This window comes from Pseudomonas sp. ADAK13 (genome assembly GCF_012935715.1).
GTDB lineage: Bacteria > Pseudomonadota > Gammaproteobacteria > Pseudomonadales > Pseudomonadaceae > Aquipseudomonas.
In genome coordinates this window covers 330,693-354,373 of record NZ_CP052860.1, presented here as the reverse complement: position 1 = coordinate 354,373, position 23,681 = coordinate 330,693, and the positions used below count along the sequence as shown (strand labels likewise).

The following is a 23,681-nucleotide window of genomic DNA, read 5'->3' as shown; positions in this document are numbered from 1 at the left end:
AATGGATGAAGCTGTAGGACGCGTCCTGTTCAGATGATGGGGGTGATTATCCCCAGGGTTTGCCGGGCAGTGAAATCAACTCTGACTATGCTGTTGATAGTCAGGGCCTGCATTGCAATGAGGCGCCGCCCATGACAGCGGGCATTTGCTGCACCGGGACGGTGCGGTATGGCCTGGGCCTATATCCAACTGATTGATACTTAAGTGTTTATGCCGCTGGCACGGGCCTTGCGATGGTTCTTGCGTCCGGGTGACAAGGAGTACGGCATGATCCGCACTTATTATGATGAGATGTACGACGGGGCAGGGCAGGTGCGCCCCCATTACCGCGAGTTCGCCCGCTGGTTGGCCGAGACGCCCCCTGAATTACTGGCCCAGCGCCGGCGCGAAGCCGATTTGCTGTTTCACCGGGCCGGCATCACGTTCACTCTGTATGGCGACGAGCAAGGCACCGAGCGCCTGATCCCCTTCGACACGATCCCCCGCAGCATCCCGGCCAGTGAATGGCGGATCGTCGAGCGCGGCTGCATTCAGCGGGTCAAGGCGCTGAACATGTTCCTCGCCGACCTATACCACGAACAACGCATCATCAAGGCCGGGATCATCCCCGCCGAGCAAGTCCTGGCCAACGAGCAGTACCAGTTGGCGATGCAGGGCCTGGACCTGCACCGCGACATCTATTCCCACATCTCCGGCGTCGACCTCGTACGCGATGGCGACGGCACTTACTACGTCCTCGAAGACAACCTGCGCACCCCCAGCGGCGTCAGCTACATGCTCGAAGACCGCAAAATGATGATGCGCCTGTTCCCCGAACTGTTTGCCGCCCAGCGCATCGCGCCGATCGATCACTACCCCAACTTGTTGCTCGACACCCTGAAAAGCTCCAGCCCGCTGGATAACCCCAGTGTGGTGGTGCTGACGCCTGGGCGTTTCAACAGCGCGTTCTTTGAGCATGCGTTCCTGGCTCGGGAAATGGGTGTAGAACTGGTGGAAGGCGCCGACCTGTTCGTGCGCGATGACCGTGTGTTCATGCGCACCACCGACGGGCCCAAGGCGGTCGACGTGATTTACCGCCGCCTCGACGACGCGTTCCTCGACCCGCTGGCCTTCAACCCGGATTCCATGCTCGGCGTGCCGGGCCTTCTGGCGGCGTATCGCTCGGGCAATGTGGTACTGGCGAATGCCATCGGCACCGGGGTAGCGGATGACAAATCGGTGTACCCCTTCGTCACCGAGATGATCCGTTTTTACCTGGATGAAGAGCCGATCCTGAAGAACGTTCCGACGTTCCAGTGCCGTAATCCCAGCGAACTGTCCCACGTGCTGGCCAACCTTCCGGAACTGGTGGTGAAGGAAACCCAGGGTTCCGGTGGCTATGGCATGTTGGTCGGCCCGGCAGCCTCGGCGGCGGAAATCGAAGCCTTCCGTGCACGCATCAAGGCCAAGCCACATGCCTACATCGCGCAGCCAACGCTGTGCCTGTCGACCTGCCCGACCTTTGTCGAAAACGGCATCGCCCCACGCCATATCGACCTGCGCCCGTTTGTGCTGCAAGGCAAGGAAACCCGTGTGGTCCCCGGCGGCCTGACTCGTGTGGCGCTGCGGGAAGGCTCGTTGGTGGTCAACTCGTCCCAGGGCGGCGGCACCAAAGACACCTGGGTGGTCGAGGATTGAAATATGTTGAGTAGAACTGCCTCGGATTTGTATTGGATGTCGCGCTACCTGGAGCGCGCGGAAAACCTCGCGCGCATGCTCGATGTCAGTTATTCGCTGTCGCTGATGCCCCAGGACGGGCGCGGTGATGGCCTGCATGAACTGGCGATGCCCCTGCTGATCACCGGCACCCTCGACGATTACCGCGAGCGCCACGGTGAACTGCATGCGGAACGCCTGCTGCACTTCTTCGCCCTGGATGCTGCCAACCCGGCCAGCATCTACAGTTGCCTCGGCGCTGCACGCGCCAGTGCCCATGCCGTGCGTGGGCGAATCACCGCCGACATGTGGGAAAACATCAACGCCACCTGGCTGGAAATTCGCGACATCGCCCAGCAAGGCCTGAGTCGCTACGGCATGAGCCGGTTCTGCGAATGGGTCAAGGAGCGGTCCCACCTGTTTCGGGGTGCCACCTACGGCACCATCATGCGCAACGACGCGTTTCGCTTCATTCGTCTGGGCACGTTTATCGAAAGGGCCGACAACACCTTGCGCCTGTTGGATGCCCGCTACGAGATGGCCGGCGACCAGGCCGAAGCGGTCACCGATGGCACCGCCCACGCCTACTATCAGTGGAGTGCATTGCTGCGGGCCTTGTCGTCGTTCGAGGCCTACACCGAAATCTACCGTGACGCCCCCGGCGCCCGCCAAGTCGCCGAGCTGTTGCTGCTGCGCGCCGATGTCCCGCGTTCGCTGCGGGCGTGCAGTGAAGAGATCGACCAGATCCTTGGCAGCCTGCCCGGCATCAACGGTCGCCCGGCCCAGCGCCTGGCGGCCGAGATGGACGCGCGCCTGCGCTATACCGCCATCGACGAAATTCTCAAGGAAGGCCTGCACGCTTGGCTGACCGACTTCATCCCACTCGTGCGCGAGCTGGGTGACGCTATTTACAGTTCCTACCTGGAGGCGGCATGAGACTTTCCATCAGCCACGAAACCACCTACCACTACGAAGACCAGGTGCGTGCCAGCATCCAGTACCTGCGCCTCACGCCCCATGACAGCGAGCGCCAGCACGTCCTCAGCTGGCAGTTGGACCTGCCTCGGCCGGTGCGGGCGCAACTGGATCCGTTCGGCAATATCCTGCACGTGTTGACCCTGGACGAACCCCATGAAGCCATCATCATTGGGGCCCGTGGCCAGGTGGATATCGACGAATTGCGCGAGGCCGAGCATGAAAGCCAGTCGGCCTTCCCGTTCCTGCGCTGCACCCGGTTGACCGAACCGGACGACGCCCTGCGCAGCTTTGCCGAAAAACACTGCCACCAGCGTCGCGACCGCAGTGCGTTGATCGACCTGATGCACGCGCTGAACCAGTACATGACCTATTCGCCGGGCTCCACTGAAGTCGACACCTGCGCCGCCAAGGCCTTTGCCGGGCGCGCCGGGGTGTGCCAGGACCACACCCACGCCTTCCTCGCCTGCGCCCGCAGCCTGGGCATTCCGGCGCGTTATGTGTCGGGGTATTTGTACAGCGAAGATTGCGAGCACCTGGCCAGTCACGCCTGGGCCGAAGCCTGGCTGGATGACGCCTGGTACAGCTTTGACGTGACGAACCAACTGGCCCGACCGGAGCGGCATTTGAAATTGGCGGTAGGCCTGGATTACCTCGACGCCTGCCCGGTGCGGGGCATGCGCCGTGGGGGAGGGCATGAGCAGATGCATGCCAAGGTATTTGTGGCGCCGACACCGGTGATTTCGGTGCAGCAGCAGTAGGATTCCGGGGGAGAGAGGAGCTTTTCTTGGCCGGAGAGCTCCCTGTGGCAGGAAAGCTTTTTGTGGTGAGGGAGCAAGCTCCCTCACCACAGGTTTGCGTGAGCCTTAAGGCTGCTTTCTGCCTGCCATATGCTTCAAATACCCCACCAGCAGGTCCAGGTCCGCATCCGGCAGCACACTGGCAGCAAACGCCGGCATCTTCGCCTGCGGCCAATGCCGCATGCTTTGCGGGTCGCGGATGTAGCGCTTGAGGAAATCCCCGGCGAAATATTCGGTGGGGTTGTAAGGAATATTCAGGTCCGGCCCCACTTGCGCATCGCCGGCACCGTTCAGGCGATGACACGCCAGGCAGTTCTTCTGGAACAGCGCGAAACCTTGATTCACCGGGTCATTCGCCGCCAGCTTCGGGTCCGGCAGTAACGCTGGAAAGCGCTCCGCGACTGTCTTCAACTGCTTGATCCCGGAGATCTGAAACGGCCATTGCTCAGGGCTGATATTTCCCGCCTGCGGGTCCGTCCACACCAGATAAAAAGGCCCGGCGCTGGGTTTGCCATCTGCCAGCGGCGGCCATGGATGCGCCGGATCTTCCACGGCCAACCATGCCCGTGCACCGCTTTTTGACAGCAGCGGCGCCGCCGTCAGTTCAGCGGCAAAGCCGTCGAGGGCCACCGCCTGCAGATGATTTTCCGGCTTGATGCCCGGCAACAGCGCCGCCAGCGGCACCGCGCGATAAGTCATGTTGCGCTTGTAGGAAACGTCATCAACGACCTGCACCGTCTGCACATCCGGGCGCTTGAGCAGTTCGGTTGTTTCCCAGGTTTTGCTGGCGTGATCCAGCTCGACGGTCAATTGCGCGGCGTTCGCCGGCAGGGCCAGCAGCAGGGTCAGGAGGGCGATGATCTGTTTCAAGGAAGGACCACATATCGGGAAAGGCGGTGGAGCTCACGATACCGCAAAATCACAAAATTTCGGCGCGCAAAACGGCAGCTCCTGACGGGATCGCTATGCGCAATATCCCGAAAGGCGCTGCCAAAGGCTGCGATCCTGGCGCTGTGTATGCGCAGAATGTGGAGTGCGAGTGGTCACCCAATAACCTTGGTTAGATTGGGCAAGATCAGAATCAGGGTGGTGGCGAAAAGAATAAGTCCCGCCTGCCGTACTTTCGAATGCTTGAACATGGCTGACTGCCTTTTGTTGTTATTCCTGAGCGTCAAATGCGTGCCGGTCGATTTAACTATGACGGTGCTGCATGACTCTTTTCTTACAGTTCCTACAGGTGCTCCAGCAAAACCCGGCAGCAACCCTTTACCTCTCCTACAGATTCAACCTTAGAGCCCTCGTTCTACATGGCTTAGATCCATTTCATCTCATTCAATGCGAAAATCTTATTAAAAACGCATGAGGCCAATTGCCAGCCAGACGCCAGCCCTCCGGCTAGACAGCTAAAACGATTAATCAGCCGATTCCCGTAGCTTCCTACCGTTCGTCTGAGCGTGAGCGTCAAGGTCAATGAGCGGTTCGGTCATTGAATCCGGCGCCCCGGCGCCTAAGGTAAGGGCACGATTCGTTGCGCAGTCATTCGAGGACATCATGACCCAAGCTTTGATCTTTGATGCGATACGCACGCCCCGGGGCAAAGGCAAGGCTGATGGCGCCTTGCACAGCGTCAAGCCGGTAAACCTGGTGGCCGGGTTGCTGACGGCGCTGCAACAGCGCACCGGCCTCGACACGCGGCAAGTGGATGACATCGTCCTCGGCTGCGTCACACCGATTGGCGACCAGGGCGCTGACATCGCCAAGACCGCCGCCCTGGTGGCGGACTGGGACGTCAGCGTCGCCGGTGTGCAGATCAACCGCTTTTGCGCCTCGGGCCTGGAGGCCGTGAACCTCGGCGCGATGAAAGTGCGTTCCGGGTTTGAAGACCTCGTCGTGGTGGGCGGTGTCGAATCCATGTCCCGCGTGCCCATGGGCAGCGACGGCGGCGCCTGGGTGCTTGACCCGCAAACCAATATGCACAGCCACTTCACGCCGCAGGGCATCGGCGCCGACCTGATCGCCACGCTGGAAGGCTTCACCCGCCAGGACGTCGATGCCTTTGCCCTGCACTCCCAGCAGAAAGCGGCACGGGCCAGATCAGACGGTTCCTTCAACAAGTCGCTGATCGCGGTGCAGGACCAGAACGGCATCGTGCTGCTGGATCAGGACGAGTTCATCCGCGCCGACTCCACCCTGGAAGGCCTCGGCAAACTCAAGCCCAGCTTCGAAATGATGGGCCAGATGGGCTTCGATGCCACGGCCTTGCGGGTCTACAGCCACGTCGAGCGCATCAACCATGTGCATACACCGGGCAACAGTTCCGGGATCGTCGACGGTGCGGCGTTGATGTTGATCGGCTCCGAAGCCAAGGGCCGTGAGCTCGGCCTGCAACCCCGGGCGCGGATCGTCGCCACGGCGGTCACCAGCACCGAACCCACCATCATGCTCACCGGCCCGGCGCCGGCCACCCGCAAGGCGTTGGCCAAGGCGGGGCTGCGGGTTGAAGACATCGACCTGTTCGAGGTCAACGAAGCGTTTGCCTCGGTGGTGCTCAAGTTCATCAAGGACATGGGCATTGACGCCACCCGGGTCAATGTCAACGGCGGCTCCATCGCCATGGGCCACCCGCTGGGCGCCACGGGTTGCGCGATTCTCGGCACGTTGCTCGACGAACTGGAGGTGCGCCAGCAGCGGTACGGCCTGGCCACCCTGTGTGTCGGCGGCGGCATGGGTATCGCCACCATCATCGAACGCCTCTGAGCCTAAGGAACCCATCATGACCGACGCCATTCGTTACGAAAAAGGCCAGGACCAGATTGTGGTGCTGACCATCGACATGCCCGGCCAGAGCGCCAACACCATGAACGGGGTGTACCGCGAGGCCATGGCGGCCATCGTCGCCCGGCTGGCCGCCGAGAAGGATTCGATTGCCGGTGTGATCATCACCTCGGCAAAAAAGACCTTCTTTGCCGGCGGTGACCTCAATGAATTGATCAAGGTCGACAAGCCCCACGCCAAGGATTTCTACGACGGCGTGTTGCTGCTCAAGGCGCAACTGCGCACCCTGGAAACCCTCGGCAAACCGGTGGTGGCCGCCATCAATGGTGCGGCGCTGGGCGGTGGCTGGGAGATTTGCCTGGCGTGCCAGCACCGCGTGGCGCTGGATCATAAATCGGTACAAATCGGCCTGCCGGAAGTCACCCTTGGCCTGTTGCCGGGCGGCGGCGGTGTGGTGCGCATGGTGCGCATGCTGGGGCTGGAAAAGGCCTTGCCCTACTTGTGGGAAGGTAAAAAGATTACGCCGCAGCAGGCGCTGCAAGCCGGGTTGATTGACGAGCTGGCAGCAGACCGCGACGAGCTGCTGGCCAAGTCCCGGGCGTGGATCCTGGCCAATCCGGAGGCGAAACAGCGTTGGGACATCAAGGGTTATCAGATCCCTGGCGGCACACCGTCCAACCCGAAAGTCGCGCAAATGCTCGCCATTGCACCCTCGATACTGCGCGCCAAAACCAACGGCTGCTTCCCGGCCCCGGAGAAAATCCTGTGTGCCGCCGTGGAAGGCGCCCAGGTGGATTTCGACACCGCGCACCTGATCGAGACCCGCTACTTCACCGAGCTGGTCACCGGGCAAGTGGCGAAAAACATGATCGGCACCTTCTGGTTCCAGCTCAATGAAATCAACGCCGGCAGCTCGCGGCCCAAGGGCTTTGCACCGTATGTGACACGCAAGGTCGGCGTGCTCGGCGCCGGGATGATGGGCGCCGGCATCGCCTACGTCAGCGCCTCGGCGGGCGTTGAGGTGGTGCTCAAGGACGTCAACCTGGCGGCGGCGGAGAAGGGCAAGGCCCACTCGGCAGGGTTACTGGACAAGAAGGTCGGCCGTGGGCGATTGACCGCTGAGCAGCGGGAAACCATCCTCGCGCGGATTGTTCCTACCGAATCCGATGCCGATCTTGCTGGCTGCGACCTGATCATCGAAGCCGTGTTCGAAGACCGTGAACTCAAGGCCAGGGTTTCGGCTGCCGCACACAGTGTGGTGGGTGCCGAAGCGGTGATCGCCTCCAACACCTCCACCTTGCCCATCAGCGGCCTGGCCACGGCGGTACCCGACCAGGGCAAGTTTATCGGCCTGCATTTCTTCAGCCCGGTGGACAAGATGCCCCTGGTGGAAATCATCAAGGGCGCCCGCACCAGCGACGAAACCCTGGCTCGGGGTTTTGATTTCGTACTGCAAATCAAGAAAACCCCGATCGTGGTCAACGACAGCCGCGGTTTCTTCACCTCGCGGGTGTTCGGCACCTTCACCAACGAAGGCATCGCCATGCTCGGCGAAGGCGTGGCCGCGCCGATGATCGAGACCGAGGCGCGCAAGGCGGGCATGCCGGTGGGACCGCTGGCGGTCTCTGACGAAGTTTCCCTCAGCCTGATGAGCCATATCCGTCAGCAGACGGCCAAGGATCTACAGGCCGAGGGCAAGCCGTTACCCCAGCATCCGGCGTTTGCGGTGATCGATTTGTTGCTCAACGAATACAAACGTCCCGGCAAGGCAGCGGGTGGTGGCTTCTATGATTATCCGGCGGGCGGGCAGAAACACCTGTGGCCGGAGCTGAAAAGCCGCTTTGAAAAGCCCGGCCAACAGATCTCGCCGCAAGACGTGCGCGACCGTTTGCTGTTCATCCAGGCCATTGAAACCGTGCGCTGTTTGGAGGAGGGCGTGTTGATGTCGACGGCCGATGCCAACGTTGGCTCGATCTTCGGTATCGGCTTTGCCGCCTGGAGCGGCGGGGCGCTGCAGTTCATCAACCAGTACGGCCTGAACGACTTCATCGCCCGGGCGCGTTACTTGGCCGAGCAATACGGTGAGCGCTTCACGCCTCCGGCTCTGTTGTTGGAGAACGCTGCACAGAACGCGACCTTCTGACGGGTTTGGGCATGTGCGGGGCTTGCCTTGGAAGGGTATTTCAAGGCAGGCTCTGGGGGTGTTCATTATTCCCATCGCCGTGTCAGGTATTTTTTATGTCGTTACGCGTGTGCATCCTGGAAACCGATATCCTGCGTCCCGGGCTGATCGATCAGTACCAAGGGTACGGGCAGATGTTCAAGCGCCTGTTCTCCAAGCAGCCGATTGCCGCCGAGTTCGTCATCTATAACGTGGTGCAGGGTGAATACCCGGCGGATGAAGAAGTGTTCGACGCCTACTTGGTGACGGGCAGCAAGGCCGACTCCTTTGGCACCGATCCATGGATCCAGACCCTCAAGACCTACCTGCTGGACCGCCATGCACGTGGCGACAAGCTGATCGGCATCTGCTTCGGCCATCAGTTGCTGGCACTGCTGCTGGGCGGCAAGACCGAGCGGGCGACCAAGGGCTGGGGCATGGGCATCCATGACTACAAACTGAACGCCAAGGCCCCGTGGATGAGCCCGGTGGTGGAAGAACTGACGCTGTTGATCAGCCACCAGGACCAGGTCACCACCTTGCCGGAAAACGCCACGGTGATTGCTTCCAGCGAGTTCTGCCCGTTTGCGGCGTACCACATCGAAGACCAGGTGCTGTGCTTCCAGGGCCACCCGGAATTTATCCACGACTATTCCCGCGAGTTGCTGGAGATTCTTCAGACAACCCTGGGGGAAAAGGTCTACACCAACGGTGTGGCCAGCCTGGAACGAGACCACCACGGCGTCACCGTGGCGGAATGGATGATGCGGTTTGTGGCGCACAAACCAGAAGCCGGCGCGGCTTGACGCACAATAATGTAGGAGCTGGCTTGCCTGCGATGCAGACACCTCGGTTTTTCAGTAAAACCCAGGTGATGCGATCGCAGGCAAGCCAGCTCCCACCGTTTGATCTTCTGCACATTGAAGAGGGTTTTACAGCCAGCCTGAGCGCTTGAAACTGGCCCACAACCCCGAACACCCCACCGCAATAAACCCCAGCACCGCAAAATAGCCGTAGTGCCATTGCAGCTCCGGCATGTTCTGGAAGTTCATCCCGTAAATCCCGGCCACCGCCGTCGGGAACGCCAGAATCGCCGCCCACGCGGCAAACTTGCGCTGCACCACGCTTTGGCGCTGGGCTTCCAGCAACACCCCAATCTCGATGGTCTGGCTGGCGATATCCCGCAGGGTGGTCAGGTCTTCCATCTGCCGGGTGACGTGAATCTGCACGTCGCGAAAGTACGGACGCATGTTCTTGTCAATAAACGGAAAACTCAGCTTCTGCAGCTCCTGACTGATCTCCACCATCGGCGCCACATAACGCTTCAGCCGCAGCACATCGCGGCGCAGGCCGTGGAGTTTTTGGATGTCATGTTCATTCAGGGAGTTGCACAGCACATTGCGCTCCAACTCATCGACCTCGGCATGAATCGCCTCGCTCACGGGCTGGTAGTTCTCGGTGACAAAATCCAGCAGCGCATAGAGTACGAAATCTTCCCCATGCTCCAGCAGCAGCGGCCGCGCCTCACAGCGCTGGCGCACATAGCCGTAGGACGCCGAATGGCCGTTGCGGGCAGTGATGATGTAGCCGTTGCCGGCAAAGATATGGGTCTCGATAAACTCCAGCTTGCCGTTATCGCGCACCGGCGAATAGGTCACGATAAACAGCGCATCGCCGAAGGTTTCAAGCTTGGGCCGGCTGTGTTTTTCCAGGGCATCTTCGATGGCCAGTTCGTGCAGGTTGAACTGGCGTTGCAGGTTGGCCAGTTCCAGGGCGCTGGGCTCTTCCAGGCCGATCCATACAAAGTGGTCGGGCTTGGCGGCCCAGGCGGCGCCTTCGTCGAGGGTGATATCGGTGACTTTCTTTCCGGCGCTATAGACGGCGGCCGCAACAACTCTACCCATAGTGCTGATCGCTTCTTTATTGGATGACAGTTGCTGGGCAGCTTAGCCTGAACGCGCCCTCTGTAGGAGCGAGCTTGCTCGCGAAAAACCTGAGAGCGGCGCTTTAATCCAGAAAGGGCGCGTAATCGTTAACGTCCTTCGCGAGCAAGCTCGCTCCTACAGGGGACCATTTCCAGTTCTCGATCCATGGCCTCAATACAGTCTTTCATTTGCTCGCGGCATTTCTGCATCAAGAGAGGCATATCATCCATCGTCAGCCCCTTCGTAGGAATCGGCGGCAACGAGCGAATCAGAATATCGCCACTGTTCCAGCGGTTGAGCTTCATCTGCTTCACATAGGTGCTGACACACACCTGCACAATCGGCACGCCTGCGGCGATTGCCATCTGGAACGCGCCCTTCTTGAACGGCAGCAACGTCTCACCGAAGTTACGCGTGCCTTCGGGGAACACCCAGATCGAGGTGTCTGCGTGTTGCAACGTGTGGGTGGTGGTCAGCATCGAGCGCCGGGCCTTGTGCGCGTTGCCCCGGTCGATCAACACATTGCCCGCCAGCCAGAACAACTGGCCGAACAACGGCACCCACTTCAGGCTCTTCTTGCCGATACACACCGTGCGGTACGGCACCACGGTGCCGAACACAAACAGGTCATAGTTGGACTGATGGTTGGCAATGATCACGCAACTGCTGGGTTTGTTGCGCAGCGAGTCGACATCCGCCTTCACCCGCAGGCGCAACAGCCACATCGCCGGCACGGCATACAGGCGCGCACAGTATCGGCTGTTGTCCGGATTGAACGGCCGACAGATCCCCAGTAGCACGCCCAGCACGCCCGCAATCATAAAATGCAGGCCCATCAACAACATGCGTAACAAAAAAAGCATCGACACAGCCCATCGGGACAAAAGGTGGCGCAGTGTACGGATGTGCACTGTATTCGGCAATTGCCCCTATAGAGTCAGGAGATAGGCGATGTTTAAGCGCATGTTTCAACAAGACGTGACAGACACTGTCTAGAGCGGTTGTAGGCAATCCGGAATTCTTTGTAAGAAAAAGCCCGACTCAAGGTCGGGCTTCGATTCGGCAGGCGTAGGTTTGATTAACCCAAGTGCCCCTGATCCTGAATGATCGCGTCATCCAGGGCTTCCAGCAGCGCCTTACGCACCTTCAGCTTGGTGTGCTTGTGGGCGTTCATATTGATCTTCTTCAACTGGCGAGCTGCCTCCAGCGCTGCGGCCTGCAACTCTTCCGGTGCGACCACCTTGTCCAGGAACCCGGCGCCCAATGCGTCCTGCGGGTTAAACATCTCGGCATTGATCACCGAACGGTGGAACGCCGACTTGCGCAGACGATCCCGTGCCAGCTCGATCCCGGCGTGGTGCATGGTCATGCCGATCATCACTTCATTCAGGCCAATGCTGAACGGCCCGTCCACACCAATCCGGTAATCCGCCGACAGCAACAGGAACGCACCCTTGGCCACCGCGTGCCCTGGGCACGCCACGATCACCGGGAACGGGTGCGACAACAGGCGGCGGGCGAGGGTGGAACCCGACGTCACCAGACTCACCGCTTCTTTAGGGCCGGCGGTCATCACCTTCAAATCATAGCCACCGGACAAAATCCCCGGCGTGCCCGTGATGATCACCACCGCCCGATCCTTCTCGGCCTGATCCAGCGCTTGATTAAACGCACTGACCACTGCCGGCGAAATGGCATTCACCTTGCCGTTGCTCAGGGTCAGGGTCGCGATACCGTCTTCGAGGTGGTAGGCAATCAACTCACTCATGACGCGATTCCTTGTAATGCTTGTAATAGAAGGACAGACGGCAGACGTTACCCACCGCGCCCGCCCTGGTAAAGCGCCATGACTGACTACCCAGTCAGACTTTTCCCGCATGCCCACCCGCAGGCGGCCTTCGGCAGGGCGCAGCAGCTACTATAGACAAGCGCCGCGAGTGCCCGAGAATGGCAGAATCGCCGTGATGCGCATGGCGCCGCAGAGGGCTGGAACGGCATAACCGCCTAAGCGCATGAAAATTCTGAAAAAAACCTTTGCCATCGGAAAAGCTTTCGACTACATTAGCGCGCCTCGACAGACTGAATCAGTTTGACGAGATACGGTGAAGTGTCCGAGTGGCTTAAGGAGCACGCCTGGAAAGTGTGTATACAAGAAATTGTATCGAGAGTTCGAATCTCTCCTTCACCGCCAAATTCGATGTAAACAAAACCCCTGGTTTCGAGAGAAATCAGGGGTTTTGTGGTTTCTGGGGTTTGAATACAGGGTTGTGCTAGAGAAATATTTTCTCTAGCATCTGTGCCCATGGCTACCCTTCACAGTGAACGAAACTGGAAAATAAAAATCTATCCCGACGACCACGCGCCGCCGCACTTTCACGTGCAAACGCCAGACGGAGAGTCGTTGGTTCAGATAGAAGGGCTGGTGGTTCTCGGCAAAGGTGCCGAAACCAAGGCCTTGAAAGCTGCCCTGCTTTGGGCAAGAGTCCATACCACTGATCTTTGGCGCGTATGGAATGAACAAAACCGGAGGAACTGACTTATGACCAGCAAGCTTCGCATCTCTGCTGTGCAACCAGTTGCCGGCAAGCATGCCATCGAAATTGAGTGGAATAACGGCAAGCGGCATACCGTTGATCTCACTGATCACATAAATACCTTTCCGATTCTAAAACCCCTTCAGGACTTGGCTCTATTTGGTCGGGTTGAAGTCGGTGAGTGGGGCTTTGACGTGACTTGGGGCAATGACCTTGAGTTGTCCGCCGGCACCTTGCATCGTTTGGCGCTGGAACAGTCCGGCGAGGTCATGCTGACGCAGGACTTCAGAAAGTGGATGCTCAGCAACAATCTGTCGCTCTCCGCTGCGGCTGTGGAACTGGGCTTCACTCGTAGGACCATTACTTCCTACAGCAGCGGGGCCGCTCTGATTCCCAAGCACGTGGGGTTGGCGTGTAAGGGGTGGGAGTACGAGCATAAGGCTCGTGGCACGCGTTGCGTTTAGATTGGTAATGTGTCTAGTCCTGAAATAGGTTTACACCTGTTTTAGCCTCAAAACGCCCGATGCACCGCATCGGGCGTTTTGTATTTCAGCGACAGATGAGGCCGCTCGTTGTTATAGATCAGCACCGACTCGTCTACCATCCGGATGGCCTCTGCAAAATCTTTGGGGCGATGCAGCAATAACTCGTTTTTCAAAATCCCATTCACACGCTCAGCCAATGCATTTTGGTAGCAGTCGTAGCCATCGGTCATTGAGCAGGTGATGCGGTACTTGGCATGCAGCCGCTGATAAAGCTCGGAGCAGTATTGGACGCCTCTGTCCGAGTGATGCACCAGGCGTTGTTCCGTTGTCCGCTGCTTGAGGGCTTTTTTGAACGCCTGGATCACCGATTCGGCGTGCAAGCTTTCATGGATATGGTGCCCCACGATTTTTCGAGAGTACGCATCGGTGATCAAACTCAGATAAGCCACACCCGTTTGCGTTGGTAAGTAGGTGATGTCCGCAACCCATACTTGCTCTGGCGCCTTGGCGACTACCTGAATCGGCCCATCTTTGAGCAGGTTTGGATGACGGCGAAAGCGATGATGGCTGTCTGTCGTTTTGTGATAGGCCCGTCTGCGGGGAACCAGTTCGCGCCGATCTCGCAAGATATCGAATAAACGGTCTCGACCAACCTTTACGGTCACTTCTGGCTCAGTGCGCATTAGATTGTGAAGTTTTCGGGTGCCAATGCGCGGTTGCCGAAGTCGCTTTTCCCTCACGAATCCCATCACTTCCTGGGCATGACGGGCCCGGGCATCACACGCCCGGTTGCGCTTGTAATAAGCCTGGCGGGAAATCCCCATGAACTGGCAAGCCCGACTAATGCTCAGGTCTTGGATCTGCCCCTGGGAGAGGACTTGCCGGATCGCTTTTTACGACAGAAACACCGAAGTCGTTCTTCAAAACATCAACGACGGCTTCGAAAAACTGAGCTTTCTGGTTGGCTTGGGCAAGCTTTTCTTCAAGCTCTTTGATTCGCTGTTCGGGTGTCAGCGGTTTATCGGGCTCATCCATGGAACGAGGTCTCTTGGAGCGAATGGACGCGCCTTGACTCCAGTCCTGCCGACCATGCCTGCGTAACCAATTCAGTACAGTCGTTTTACCCTGAATGCCATAGCGCTCTTGAGCCTCTTTATAACTCAACTCGCCTTTTTCGACCTGATCGACGACCGACAATTTAAAGGTTAGCGTGTAATCACGCTGACTGCGCCTTTCTCCCGTATTCATTACTCCCTCCTGAGAATGGGTCAGAAGGTGTAAACCTTATTCAGGACGGAACAATGTTCGCAAAAAAGGGATGACTGAGAGGTCGTCCCTTTTTCGTTTTTGCGGGATCAAGCCAATGGGTTCAGGAATACTGAGCCGCCATCCTCCGACCTATGACATCCAGCAAATCGCATCCATCGCGTAACGGAATTGCGCAGAGCAATGAAAAATCGCTGAGTACGACCGTATCGCTGCTGATTTCCGCACGCAGCGCCAGGTTTTCAAGAACTTGGGTTACGGCGCGAATCCGATAGTTTGCAGCATCAAGCAAGACGTCCAGCGGTGCTGTGGTGTCTACGAAAAGGGCGGGTGTGGTGGAGTCGTTGCTGGTGAGTGCCATGTATTGATTCATGCAGGAGTCCATCTGAGACAAATAGAAAAGTTGACTAACCTTTTTCAAGCTAGTCCTTCATAAAACAGCCGTCACCTGGAAAACTGGTTCGCCGAGTTTTAGTTTTCAGATTTGTCTTCGAGTCGCCAAACTCGGTCGCCATGAGGGCGACCGAGGGACTATAGGCTTGGCATCAACAAGCGGGGAGTGCACACCTTCCGATTGATCTGTAGGAAATCACTCCGGTTGACGAACTACACGCTCTCACGCCTGCACATACACCCAAGCCGTCAACCCTGAAGCCAACCCCACCGAAACCCGTTTATAGTCCGACACCTCATACGCATCCGCCGCTGCCAGTTCCTGCTCGGTAATCTGAAACACCATCCCTTCAACACTGTCTTCATTGCGCCCGCTGGGAGCAACGATCGGATGATGAGTTTTGCCACTGGCCGCCAACACCTCAGGATCCGTAATCTCCACCCAGCTTTTCGAGTACCCCAGCATCGCATCCTGCTGACCCGCCAGCTCCCGCCCAAAGTTGGACAGTTGAACGGCCTTGTCCTGCAACGTGCCGTAGGAAAACAACAGCACGGGAAATTCGGTCGAGCGTTCCATCTTTATTCCTTGAAAAGTTAAGCCAGCAAATCTTCGTAAAACGCACCATAAGCTCCGCTCGGGTGCGCAATCTGTATCTCAAGAATCCACAGCCCTTCATTCGGATAGTGGTCAAAATCCCCAAGATCACCGCCACGATAAATCGCATGGGGGTAATCGCTGACGCGATGCCCTTTGATGTCCAGGTTCAGCACCCAACCCATTTCCTTTGCTTGCTCTTCGGCAAAACGATACAGCTCCAGGCCGACGACTTTGTCGTTCCTCCAGCGCTGTTCAACCCGGTCGAACAACTCTTTCGCCGCGCTCGCGCACGCGGCCATCTCGGGGTTGTTGCCGGTGCTGAAGGTCGCACCCGCATCACCTTCATGGCCTTGCCACACGGCGCCCATGTCGATGAAGTAGATGTCGTTTTCCCCCAGCGCCGGGTCGCCGTCGGAGCGTTCCTTGAAGGTTTTGAGGGTGTTGGCGCCAAAGCGCACCAGCAGCGGGTGCCAGATGCGTTGCATGTCGAGGTCGGCGAGGACCTTTTTGCCGAGTTCGCGGGCTTCGGATTCGAGCATGCCGGGGCGGATGAGTTTGGACAGCGCTTCGATGGCGCGCCAGGTCATGGCCTGGGCGTAGCGCATTGAGTCGATGCTATAGGCGACGCCCACAGCTTCCTTGGATGATTGTGCGGTCACCGGCTTTTCCTCGGCTTTATAGTGTCAGGCGTTATGCGTTTTACTATATAGCGAGTAGATGTACGACCCCAAGTGGATATGCCGATGTTTTCTGGCGCGAGGGGTCTGGTGAATATGAGTGAGTCAGGGAGGAGGGGGCATCAGATGGTCAGTAGAAGATTCCGGCAAGATTGCCTTTTTCTACGAGTTCACGCGGCTCGCGTAAAATTTGCTCCAGAATTGAGAGTCTCGAGCTGCCTTCTTCGCGTAGAAGGGTACCGACGAGTAGGCCTCTTTTAAGCGTCGCGAGCCCTGCGCCCGCCTTTCGGCTTCCTGGATGCTCAAAGCTCCACTTTGCCAGATTTCCATCCAGAAGCTGTCGGCCCGCAGTGTCTCGGAAGGTTTTGTTTGCGAAGTCGTAATAAGCATTTCGTACCTCCGGCACGTTGCGAGCGATGGCGAGTTTTATAGTCGGTTTGGTTTGGTGATAGCTATCAGCGAAATACGACGATACGTGACGTCGTATTTCTGCTTTCGAGGGGCGATGAAAATCCAGCTCTCAAATATGCAGCCAGGCCATCCCACCCAACACCACGCTCACGCCCCCGGCGGTATACGCCATGCGCTTCAACCATTCCTTCCTTGTCAGCAAGGTAATCGCCGCCAGCGAAATCGCGATCTGAATCGCGGTCATTGCTTGCGCCCAGCGGTGATGCTGATGCAGCGCCTGCTCTGACTTTTCATCCCATTCTTTCGAGGTGGCTTCAAGCTTTTCGGCTTTTTTGCGCACGTCTTCCTTCTGGGTTTTATAACGCTCGATCTCGTCGGTGTAGTGCTTGGCGTCGATGCCCGGGATATGCGTCGCCAGCTCCGCAAGGTTCTGCCGGCTGGATTTGGCCTGGTAGTAGTTCCATTGGTTGGCGGCTTCGGTCTTGAAGATGGCGGCGTTGTTTTTGTCCATCGCCGCTTCGCTTTCGGTGGAGCCGGCCTGGTAGCTGAGCATGGCGCCGACGGTGGCCATGATGGCGGTCATCACAGCGATGCGGCTGGCGAAATTGTCGCCCTGCCTGTGGGCATGTTCGGTGGCGTGTTCGACGTGTTTTTCGTGGGGGCTGGGGACTTCGAAGGCTTCGGACATGGGGGCGTCTATGAAGGGTTTGAGGGACTCTGATTCTTCACCAGCGAAGCTGTCTCAATCCTGTACGTAATGCTGCAAACCGGCGACCAGGGCATCAAAGGTGACGCGGCAGCGCGGGCTGTTGCGCAGGTCTTCGTGCATGGTGACCCAGGTGTCGAGCTGGAGGGCGAATGCGTCCGGCAGGACCCGGCTCAGGCGGGCGTCTTGCCGGGCCAGTTTGACCTGGCAGCCGCCGATGCCGGCGCCGGCGCGGATCAGGGCCAGTTGTGCGAGGTCGCTGTCGCTGCTGAGTGAAAAAGCGCTGCGCTCGAACCCTTTGACGGCCAGGCTGCGGATGAAAGCGCTTTCCTGGTCGTAGCCGATGACTGAATGGGTGGTGAGGTCGTTCAGGCTCTGGGGCGTGCCGTGTTGTTGCAGGTAGTCGTTACGCGCGTGCAGGCCGACTTCGATCACGCCGATGCGTTTCGCCAGCAGTTGTTCCTGGCTGGGTCGGACCATTCGCACGGCGATGTCGGCTTCCAGTTGCAGCAGGTCCAGCAGGCGGTTGCTCAGCACCAGTTCGACCTTGAGGTGCGGGTGCTGTTGACGCAGGCGGGTGATGATCGGCGGCAGCACTTCCACGCCAATCACTTCGCTGGCCGACACCCGCACCACGCCACGCACTTCGGGACCTTGGGGCGAGGCGGCCCGTTCGAGAGCGGCGGCCGTGGTTTCCATGGTTTCGGCGTGGGTGCGCAGGGTGAGGGCGACGGCGGTGGGCAGCAGGCCGCTGGCAGAGCGGGTGAACAGCACCACGTTCAGGGATTTTTCCAGCGCAGCGATGTGCCGCCCAACGGTGGGCTGCGTAATGCCGAGCTGCCGTGCGGCCCCCGACAGCGATCCTTCCTTGAGTACCCCGAGGAATGACCGGTAAAGCTCCCAACCAATAGTCGATGCCATGCATAAATGTATAGCGTCTGGATGATCTTCGGCAATTCCTCTATAGCCCGCCGGCGAACAGAATCGCCTCATCAAACAACCCCAAGGGGAAAAAGCATGAACAAGGTTCTGGTGTTGGGTGCGACAGGCGGGATTGGTGGCGAAGTGGCGCGGCAGTTGTTTGCTGCCGGCTGGCAGGTATGTGCGCTGACGAGGGATGTGGATAAGGCCCACACCCAGAACGCCGATTTCACCTGGATAAAAGGTGATGCCCTGAACCGTGAGGAAGTGCTTGCGGCGGCGAAGGGCTGTTCGGTGATCGTGCATGCCGTCAACCCGCCCGGCTACCAGCGTTGGGCGGAGCTGGTGTTGCCGATGATCGACAACAGCATCGCCGCGGCAATCGCTGAAGGGGCAATGATTGTCTTGCCAGGCACGGTTTATAACTACGGCCCCGACGCATTTGCGCGGCTGGAGGAGGATTCACCCCAGCATCCACTCACCCGCAAGGGCGCGATCCGGGTGGAGATGGAACAGCGTTTGCGGGAGGCCACCGAGCGTGGCGCCCGGGTGTTGATCGTGCGCGCCGGCGATTTCTTCGGTGCCAAGGCCGGCAGCAGCTGATTCTCCCAAGGCTTGATCAAGCCCGCAAAGCCGGTGTCCAGCGTGAGTTATCCAGGCGCGCCAGGCGTGGGGCATCAGTGGGCCTACCTGCCTGACGTGGCGAGCACCATGGTCGAGCTGATCGCACGCCGCGACACCCTGGAGGCCTTCGCCCGTTTTCATATGGCGGGGCATATTGACGCCGATGGCCGGCAGATGAGCCAGGCGATTCAGCGGGTGGTGTCACGCCGGACCGGCCAGCAGCCTTCTGTACGTGCTTTCCCGTGGTGGCTGCTGAAACTGGCCGCGCCCTTTGTCACCACCTTCCGCGAGATGCAGGAAATGCGCTACCTGTGGCAAACCGAGGTGCGCATGGATAACCGCCGCCTCGTACAGACATTGGGCAGCGAACCGCACACGCCTTTGGATGAAGCGGTTGAGGCGACATTGGTGGGCATCGGCTGTTTGCCTAAGCGCGCCTGATCAGCCGCACATACACCGCGATATTGATCAACAGCACCAGTGCGCCCAGCCCCAGCTGGATCTGCGGGGTCAGCCCGGCCGGGTAGATCAGGGTCAGGATGTAATGCTCGATAAAGCCGCCGCCATAACCGTCCTGCCCGGCCAAATGACGAAACAGATTTTCCCAGCGGGTCAGCGGGCAGGGCAGATGGAACACTTCAACGGCAACGCCCCACGCGGCGGCAGGCAAATGCAGCCACATGACCGGTCGCCATTTGAGGGCGAGCAAGCCGCCGAACAGCACGAACAGAATGAACAACAGGTGAAACAGCACCAGGCCGTCGGCGGCAAAACGGTAGAGCATGATGGGGCTCGCTTTTTGAATGGATCAGGTCCCGAATTCTTCCTTCAGGAACTCAATGAACACCCGCAGTTTCTTCGGCGTGTTCGTGCGGTTGAAGTAATACAAATACAGCGCGCTGTGGGCAATCCAGTCGTCCAAAACCTCCACCAACTCGCCGCGTTGCAGGTACTGCTCGACGCTGGAGCGCGCGACGTAGGCAAAGCCAAACCCGTCCAGCGCACCGCGCACCATCAACTCCACGTCATTGGTCGCCAGCCGGCCTTTTACCGTCACCCGTATTTGCTTGCCGGCTTTTTCAAAGTCCCAGCGGTGCAGTGAGCCGGTCTGCGCGCTGCGGTAGTTGACGCACTCATGCTCCAGCAAATCGTGGGGATGAGTCGGCAGCTTGCGCCCCTGCAAATACTCCGGCGTGGCGACGATGACGAATCGCAGTTGCGTCGCCACCGGCACCACCACCATGTCTTCGGCCAGCACGTGGTCGTAGCGGATGCCCGCATCAAAGCCCTGGGCGACGATGTCCACCAGGCTGTTGTCCACCGCCACTTCCAGGTTGATGCCCGGGTATTTGCGCAGGAAGCGCTGGAGCAATGGTTGCAGGACCATTCTGCTGGCGGTGGAGGGAATGTTAAGGCGCAAGGTGCCGGCAGCGTCGACGGTGGCCGCCGCTACGCTGTGCAGGCTGGTTTGCAGTTCTTCCAGCAGCGGGGTGATCTTCTGGATCAACTGCTCGCCGGCCTCGGTCACGCTGACACTGCGGGTGGTGCGGTTGAGCAGTTGCACGCCCAGCTGTTTTTCCAGGGCACGCACGCGATGGCTGACGGTCGACACCGAGAGGCTGTTGGCGTCGGCCGCCTGGGTGAAGCTTTTCGAGCGGGCGACCTGCAAAAACAGGCGTAATTGCTGGAAATCGGGCGTGTCCATTGTGTGGTATTTCCGAAAGGGCCTTGCGGATTATGCATCTTTTTAGCAAGAACAGCGGCGCGCATACTTTTCCTACACACACGAGGATTGGCCCTTCATGACGACTTCCACCGCAAAACCCGTCTGGTTCATCACTGGTTGCTCCACCGGTTTCGGCCGCCAGTTGGCGCTGCACACCTTGAGCCTCGGTTACCCGACCGTGGTCACCGCGCGTAATCCGCAACAGGTGCAGGACATCGTCGCCGGTCACGAAGACAACGCCCTGGTGCTGACGCTGGACGTGACCGACCAGGCCCAGGTCGACGCCGCCGTGAAAGCGGCTGAAGCACGCTTCGGGCATATCGACGTGCTGGTCAACAACGCCGGTGTCGGCTATTTCGGCTCCTTCGAAGAAAGCGACCTGGATGATGTGCGCAACATGTTCGAAATCAACGTGTGGGGCTTGAGCGCCATGACCCGCGCGGCTTTGCCGGGCATGCGTGCCCGGCGTTCGGGCAGCATCGTGAACATCTCCTCGGTGGGCGGTGTAGCGGCGTTCCCGTCGTTGAGTTTCTACAACGCTACCAAGTTTGCGGTCGAGGGGCTTTCCGAGGCGTTGTCCCAGGAAGTCGCGCCGTTGGGCATCAAGGTGTTGCTGGTCGAGCCGGGCCCGTTCCGTACCGACTGGGCCGGGCGTTCGGCCAACGAGGCGGCCCACGGGATTGCCGACTATAAGGAAACGGCCGTGGCCCGGGCCAACATGGTTCGCAGCTACAGCGGCAAGCAGCCGGGTGACCCGGTGCGCGCGGCGATTGCCATCGTCAAGGCGGTGGAGGCTGAGCAGCCGCCATTGCGCCTGTTGTTGGGCAAGGCTGCGCTGAACTTTGCGCGGATCAAGGTGAAGGCGTTGAGTGCGGATTTTGACGCGTGGGCGGATGTGACCGAGGGCGCTGATTTTCCTGAGTGAAGCGCTGACAGGGTTCGGCACAACTTCGTAACGGTTGCTTGCAGGCAAGGCGGGCCGTTATTGTGCTGAATCCTTTTAGTTCTTTGCCCACGGATCTGTAGTGATGAATGCACCGCGTACCGCTGTCCCGATCAAGGCTGTGATTTTCGATATGGACGGGTTGTTGCTGGACACAGAAGGCATCTACACCGAAGTTACACAGATCATCGCCGAACGTTACGGGCGCACCTATGACTGGGGGATCAAGCAGCACATCATTGGTCGCGGCGCCCAGGACCTGGCCGACTACGTGGTCAAGGCGCTCGACCTGCCGATTACGCCCGCAGAATTTCTGGTGATCCGCGAGCCGCTGATGAGCGAGCGTTTCCCCAAGGCCCTGGGCATGCCGGGCGCTGAGGCGCTGGTGCGGCACTTGAAGGCGCATAACATTCCGATCGCCGTTGGCACCAGCTCGTCGCGCAACTCGTTTGGCCACAAGACCACGTTGCACCGCGAGTGGTTTGGGCTGTTCGACACCATCGTCACGGCGGATGATCCGGAAGTGGGGGCCGCCAAGCCTGCGCCGGATATCTTCCTCACGGCGGCGCGCCGGTTGGGTGTGGCACCCGAGGATTGCCTGGTGTTTGAGGACTCGCCGTTTGGCGTGACGGCCGCCAAGGCGGCGCACATGACCGCGATTGCGGTGCCGGATGAGGCGATGGCGGACAGCAAGTATCACCATGCCGACCAGATTATTCGCAAGTTGGCGGATTTTGACCTGGCGGCGTATGGCTTGCCGCCAATGCGCTAACTCCGAGATTGTTGGCTGGGTAGGGCTTTTGTGGTGAGGGGGCTTGTCCCCCGTTGGGCTGCGCAGCGGCCCCAAGAATAACGGGAGCGCTGCGCACTCCAACGGGGGACAAGCCCCCTCGCCACAGACAAGCCCTTCACCACACCTTCAACGCGTGGGCAACGTCTTCTGCCGCAAGATATAAACCGTCACCAGCACCGCACTGGTCAGCATGAACCCCCGCGCCCAGACCAGCGGCACCAGGTAGCAGGAAAACCCGATACTCACCCACATCAACCCAATGGCATACACCTTGCCCTTGAGCGGAATCCCGTTGCCATCCAGATAGTCACGGATCCACGGCCCCAGGCGCGGGTGTTCCACCAGCCATTGGTAGAAGCGCGGGGAGCTACGGGCGAAGCAGGCGGCAGCCAGCAGAAGGAAGGGTGTAGTGGGCAGTACCGGCAGGAAGATGCCGATGACCCCGAGCGCCACGCTCAACCAGCCGATGGCCAGCAGAACGTAGCGCGTGATCACAGAACGGTTGCCCATGGGCGCCACGGGCAACGGTCTTAGTGGTGGCGAGGCTTGAGGATCGCCGGCTTTTCGTCAGGTGCGTTGCACAGCAGGTACAGCGCGGTGAGTGCTTCCGGGATCTGAACGATCATGTCGTCCATCAGGTTGGCGTCGGCGGCGATGTCGGAGAACTCGGGTTGCTCGTCGAACAGGCCCGAACCGACCATGATCGGCAGCAGCATTTCGCTGACTTCTTCTTCAGCCGTCTCGAACCAGGCCTCTTCCCGCAGGAACACGCCTTCCATGAAACCGATGCACCAGCCGCGCAGTTCGGAGTCGTCCGGCTCTTCGCCCAGGTCCAGGTCGCAAGGCAGTTCAAACTCTTCATCGGACGCCAGTTGGCGTCCAATGTGAGCCTTGAGGGCCAGCAGGGTGGATTCGATTTCTTCGCGCTCGGCGGCATCACGGTAGTGAGGCTCTTCGGAGAACAGTGCGTCGATCCATTCACGGTCGGGCACGACGTCGGAGCAGATCGACAGCGCGGTCAGATAGCCGTGGGCGGCCACGTAGTCCAGCGCCTCGTCGTGCAGCTCATCGGCATCGAGGAAGGCTTGCAGGCGGGTTAGTTGCTCAGCGAAGGACATTGACGGACTACCTTGGGAATAAACGATGGGCAATTCTAGGCTTTCTTGAGCGCCCAGGCCAGCCGCAGCACAGATTTGGGAGGTATTTGAGCCCGGCGGCAATTCACCAACGGCACCCTTTGCCGGGTAACGCTCGGGTATACTGCCGCGTTTTG

General features: G+C 59.4%; 25 protein-coding genes, 1 tRNA gene and 1 pseudogene. 12 read left to right on the top strand and 15 right to left on the bottom strand.

Annotation, left to right across the window (positions count from 1 at the left end):
- Window positions 1–267: 267 nt before the first annotated feature.
- Genes HKK54_RS01645 through HKK54_RS01635 form a run of 3 tightly spaced genes read left to right on the top strand, consistent with a single transcriptional unit; the run spans window position 268 to window position 3,431 of the window.
- Entirely contained in the window at window positions 268–1,677 is a 1,410-nt protein-coding gene (locus HKK54_RS01645; protein ID WP_010165963.1) for a circularly permuted type 2 ATP-grasp protein, read from the top strand.
- Between the two features lie 3 nt (window positions 1,678–1,680).
- A complete protein-coding gene (locus HKK54_RS01640) occupies window positions 1,681–2,631 on the top strand; it encodes an alpha-E domain-containing protein (RefSeq protein WP_010165965.1) in 951 nt (316 codons plus the stop codon).
- The gene (locus HKK54_RS01635; protein WP_010165966.1) at window positions 2,628–3,431 is read left to right on the top strand and encodes a transglutaminase family protein; all 804 of its coding nucleotides are present in this window, start codon (window positions 2,628–2,630) and stop codon (window positions 3,429–3,431) included. Before HKK54_RS01640 ends, HKK54_RS01635 begins: the two co-directional genes overlap by 4 nt.
- A gap of 105 nt (window positions 3,432–3,536) precedes the next feature.
- Here the strand turns inward: HKK54_RS01635 and HKK54_RS01630 are convergent, their stop codons facing one another.
- Entirely contained in the window at window positions 3,537–4,340 is an 804-nt protein-coding gene (locus HKK54_RS01630; protein ID WP_169385992.1) for a c-type cytochrome, read from the bottom strand.
- Window positions 4,341–5,021: 681 nt separating this feature from the next.
- Between HKK54_RS01630 and HKK54_RS01625 the strand changes: the two genes are divergently transcribed.
- The 3 genes from HKK54_RS01625 (at window position 5,022) to HKK54_RS01615 (ending at window position 9,212) form a co-directional block, all read left to right on the top strand.
- A complete protein-coding gene (locus HKK54_RS01625; RefSeq protein ID WP_169385991.1) occupies window positions 5,022–6,227 on the top strand; it encodes an acetyl-CoA C-acetyltransferase in 1,206 nt (401 codons plus the stop codon).
- Window positions 6,228–6,243: 16 nt separating this feature from the next.
- Window positions 6,244–8,388: a 3-hydroxyacyl-CoA dehydrogenase NAD-binding domain-containing protein gene (locus tag HKK54_RS01620; protein ID WP_169385990.1), complete on the top strand. Its 2,145-nt coding sequence runs from the start codon at window positions 6,244–6,246 to the stop codon at window positions 8,386–8,388.
- Between the two features lie 95 nt (window positions 8,389–8,483).
- Window positions 8,484–9,212, top strand: coding sequence for an amidotransferase (locus HKK54_RS01615; protein WP_169385989.1), 729 nt, complete (start codon window positions 8,484–8,486; stop codon window positions 9,210–9,212).
- A 126-nt stretch (window positions 9,213–9,338) separates the two neighbouring features.
- Here the strand turns inward: HKK54_RS01615 and HKK54_RS01610 are convergent, their stop codons facing one another.
- The 3 genes from HKK54_RS01610 to HKK54_RS01600 all read right to left on the bottom strand — a co-directional run bounded on the left by HKK54_RS01610 (window position 9,339) and on the right by HKK54_RS01600 (window position 12,099).
- On the bottom strand, window positions 9,339–10,310 hold the full coding sequence (locus HKK54_RS01610; RefSeq protein WP_169385988.1) for a magnesium and cobalt transport protein CorA: 972 nt from the start codon (window positions 10,308–10,310) through the stop codon (window positions 9,339–9,341).
- 128 nt (window positions 10,311–10,438) lie between these two features.
- Entirely contained in the window at window positions 10,439–11,194 is a 756-nt protein-coding gene (locus HKK54_RS01605) for a lysophospholipid acyltransferase family protein (protein WP_169385987.1), read from the bottom strand.
- Between the two features lie 215 nt (window positions 11,195–11,409).
- Window positions 11,410–12,099 (bottom strand): crotonase/enoyl-CoA hydratase family protein, encoded by a 690-nt coding sequence (locus tag HKK54_RS01600; RefSeq protein ID WP_102369687.1) that lies wholly within the window; start codon window positions 12,097–12,099, stop codon window positions 11,410–11,412.
- Between the two features lie 333 nt (window positions 12,100–12,432).
- Here HKK54_RS01600 and HKK54_RS01595 point away from each other — a divergent pair.
- The 3 genes from HKK54_RS01595 to HKK54_RS01585 all read left to right on the top strand — a co-directional run bounded on the left by HKK54_RS01595 (window position 12,433) and on the right by HKK54_RS01585 (window position 13,329).
- Window positions 12,433–12,522, top strand: a tRNA-Ser gene (locus HKK54_RS01595).
- A 111-nt stretch (window positions 12,523–12,633) separates the two neighbouring features.
- Complete coding sequence (locus tag HKK54_RS33885; protein ID WP_169385986.1) at window positions 12,634–12,867, top strand: DUF4160 domain-containing protein; 234 nt, start codon at window positions 12,634–12,636, stop codon at window positions 12,865–12,867.
- Between the two features lie 3 nt (window positions 12,868–12,870).
- A complete protein-coding gene (locus tag HKK54_RS01585) occupies window positions 12,871–13,329 on the top strand; it encodes a DUF2442 domain-containing protein (protein WP_169385985.1) in 459 nt (152 codons plus the stop codon).
- Between the two features lie 47 nt (window positions 13,330–13,376).
- Here HKK54_RS01585 and HKK54_RS01580 read toward each other — a convergent pair.
- From HKK54_RS01580 to HKK54_RS01550, 7 genes are all read right to left on the bottom strand, one after another.
- Window positions 13,377–14,598 (bottom strand): IS3 family transposase gene (locus HKK54_RS01580; protein ID WP_169385984.1). Its coding sequence is split into 2 segments (ribosomal slippage): window positions 13,377–14,244 and window positions 14,243–14,598, totalling 1,224 coding nucleotides; the frame shifts between segments, so codons are not numbered across the junction.
- A 121-nt stretch (window positions 14,599–14,719) separates the two neighbouring features.
- The gene (locus HKK54_RS01575; protein ID WP_169385983.1) at window positions 14,720–14,989 is read right to left on the bottom strand and encodes a short-chain dehydrogenase; all 270 of its coding nucleotides are present in this window, start codon (window positions 14,987–14,989) and stop codon (window positions 14,720–14,722) included.
- A gap of 243 nt (window positions 14,990–15,232) precedes the next feature.
- A complete protein-coding gene (locus HKK54_RS01570) occupies window positions 15,233–15,586 on the bottom strand; it encodes a gamma-glutamylcyclotransferase family protein (RefSeq protein ID WP_169385982.1) in 354 nt (117 codons plus the stop codon).
- Between the two features lie 17 nt (window positions 15,587–15,603).
- Window positions 15,604–16,266 carry a M24 family metallopeptidase gene (locus HKK54_RS01565; protein ID WP_169385981.1) on the bottom strand — a complete coding sequence of 221 codons (663 nt, stop codon included), beginning with the start codon at window positions 16,264–16,266 and terminating at the stop codon, window positions 15,604–15,606.
- 148 nt (window positions 16,267–16,414) lie between these two features.
- On the bottom strand, window positions 16,415–16,690 hold the full coding sequence (locus HKK54_RS33880; protein ID WP_169385980.1) for a hypothetical protein: 276 nt from the start codon (window positions 16,688–16,690) through the stop codon (window positions 16,415–16,417).
- A 114-nt stretch (window positions 16,691–16,804) separates the two neighbouring features.
- Entirely contained in the window at window positions 16,805–17,383 is a 579-nt protein-coding gene (locus tag HKK54_RS01555) for a DUF4337 domain-containing protein (RefSeq protein ID WP_169385979.1), read from the bottom strand.
- A 54-nt stretch (window positions 17,384–17,437) separates the two neighbouring features.
- Entirely contained in the window at window positions 17,438–18,322 is an 885-nt protein-coding gene (locus HKK54_RS01550; RefSeq protein ID WP_169385978.1) for a LysR family transcriptional regulator, read from the bottom strand.
- Window positions 18,323–18,418: 96 nt separating this feature from the next.
- Here HKK54_RS01550 and HKK54_RS01545 point away from each other — a divergent pair.
- Window positions 18,419–19,387: pseudogene (locus HKK54_RS01545) on the top strand (SDR family oxidoreductase).
- On the opposite strand, the gene HKK54_RS01540 reads toward HKK54_RS01545, so the two are convergent.
- Window positions 19,374–19,730, bottom strand: coding sequence for a DUF2784 domain-containing protein (locus HKK54_RS01540; RefSeq protein WP_010165993.1), 357 nt, complete (start codon window positions 19,728–19,730; stop codon window positions 19,374–19,376). The pseudogene HKK54_RS01545 and the gene HKK54_RS01540 sit on opposite strands and share 14 nt — an antisense overlap.
- Before the next feature lie 24 nt (window positions 19,731–19,754).
- Entirely contained in the window at window positions 19,755–20,651 is an 897-nt protein-coding gene (locus HKK54_RS01535) for a LysR family transcriptional regulator (RefSeq protein ID WP_169385977.1), read from the bottom strand.
- A gap of 97 nt (window positions 20,652–20,748) precedes the next feature.
- Here HKK54_RS01535 and HKK54_RS01530 point away from each other — a divergent pair, with 97 nt between their 5' ends.
- Window positions 20,749–21,597, top strand: coding sequence for an oxidoreductase (locus HKK54_RS01530; RefSeq protein WP_010165996.1), 849 nt, complete (start codon window positions 20,749–20,751; stop codon window positions 21,595–21,597).
- Between the two features lie 103 nt (window positions 21,598–21,700).
- Window positions 21,701–22,387 carry an HAD-IA family hydrolase gene (locus tag HKK54_RS01525; protein WP_004371166.1) on the top strand — a complete coding sequence of 229 codons (687 nt, stop codon included), beginning with the start codon at window positions 21,701–21,703 and terminating at the stop codon, window positions 22,385–22,387.
- A 147-nt stretch (window positions 22,388–22,534) separates the two neighbouring features.
- Here the strand turns inward: HKK54_RS01525 and HKK54_RS01520 are convergent, their stop codons facing one another.
- A complete protein-coding gene (locus tag HKK54_RS01520) occupies window positions 22,535–22,918 on the bottom strand; it encodes a YbaN family protein (RefSeq protein WP_169385976.1) in 384 nt (127 codons plus the stop codon).
- Window positions 22,919–22,938: 20 nt separating this feature from the next.
- A complete protein-coding gene (locus tag HKK54_RS01515; protein ID WP_010166002.1) occupies window positions 22,939–23,526 on the bottom strand; it encodes a UPF0149 family protein in 588 nt (195 codons plus the stop codon).
- Window positions 23,527–23,681: the final 155 nt, after the last annotated feature.